The following is a 1,456-nucleotide window of genomic DNA, read 5'->3' as shown; positions in this document are numbered from 1 at the left end:
ATTTTAACATTTAATTACATATTGAGAGATAATTAATGCAAGGGCACATTATAATATACATACGCACTCCTGCCTGTGCACACTGGTACACGTACACAGGAATAAACATAATATAATTGGAAATTTGAAAAGCGAAACGAGAAAAACCCGTAAATCCGAAGCCCAGATTTCTATCTTTCAGAGATACGAGTCGCAAACAAGTCATTTGGACTTTGCAAACAAGCGATATACTACATTGAAATGACAGGCAAACGATTATATAGAAATGGCATAAGTAGAGAATAAATGTTAATTATTAACGCATTTCGTGGCAATTCCAAGAAATGGCATTATCTTTGCAACCGTTAAATTGAAGAATAATGCTGCAAAATGAAGAATCATACATAATAAGAGCAGGATTATCAAAATTAAGTAGGATTATCAAAACAAAGCAGTTTTATCAGAACAAAAGAATCATATAAACTAAATAAATAAGACTATGACAGAAAAAGAAATGTACAATTTCATAAATGAGCAGAATCAGGAGACTGGTTTCGCTTATAATGAGAAAGAGCGCGGTTTAAGCAACGTATTCTCTGCACTTATGCGCAAAGTATATGTATGGATGACCTTTGCACTCATTATCACAGGTGTTACCGCCTATGGTGTGGCAAGCAGTCCTACACTCTTAACTACGATTTACACTAACAGCGCTATCATGTGGGGATTGATTATCGCCGAGTTCGTATTGGTTTTCGCCATCAGTGGCGCCATCAACCGCCTATCATTGGGCACAGCCACATTGCTTTTCATTCTCTACTCCGTATTGAATGGTGCAACGCTCTCCTCCATCTTCGTCCTCTATGAGATGACAAGCATTGCAAAGGTATTCTTCATTACAGCCGGTACTTTCGGAGCAATGGCTTTTTACGGATATACGACCAAGAGAGATTTGACCTCTATCGGCAAGATACTCTTCATGGCTTTGATTGGTCTGATTATCGCTACTGTGGTCAATATGTTCCTGAAGAGTCCAGGCTTTGACTACATCTTAAGTTATGTAGGCGTAGCCATCTTTGTTGGTTTGACCGCCTGGGATTCACAGAAGATCAAGCAGATGCTCCAGATGCAGTACGACATGAGCGAAGGCGCACAGAAATTGGCTTTACTCGGTGCACTCACCCTGTATCTCGATTTCATCAACCTCTTCCTTTATCTGCTCCGCATTTTCGGAGGCAGCAACAGAGACTAAAAAATAACAAAATACAGACAGAAAGGGTGTGTCATAACTACATGACGCACCCTTTTTCTATCTCTATTTTTCTACAAGCAATGCTAAATCATAATATTTTTCGACTACACTCCCTATTCTCCAAAATACTCTTTTAAATTTCCTTCTCTGCCCGGGTATATTTTTCTCCCTGCCCACGCAAGAATTTTTCCGTGGGCAGGGAAAAATAAAAGTGGGTACAGGGAT

General features: G+C 39.3%; 1 protein-coding gene. It reads left to right on the top strand.

Features of this window, described 5'->3' with window-relative positions:
• The first annotated feature begins 478 nt into the window (after positions 1–478).
• On the top strand, positions 479–1,231 hold the full coding sequence (locus tag DW917_RS16740; protein ID WP_022110410.1) for a Bax inhibitor-1/YccA family protein: 753 nt from the start codon (positions 479–481) through the stop codon (positions 1,229–1,231).
• Positions 1,232–1,456: the final 225 nt, after the last annotated feature.

The organism is Prevotella sp. AM42-24, assembly GCF_003461825.1.
GTDB classification, from domain to species: Bacteria; Bacteroidota; Bacteroidia; order Bacteroidales; family Bacteroidaceae; genus Prevotella; species Prevotella hominis.
This window is presented reverse-complemented; position numbering and strand designations above follow the sequence as displayed.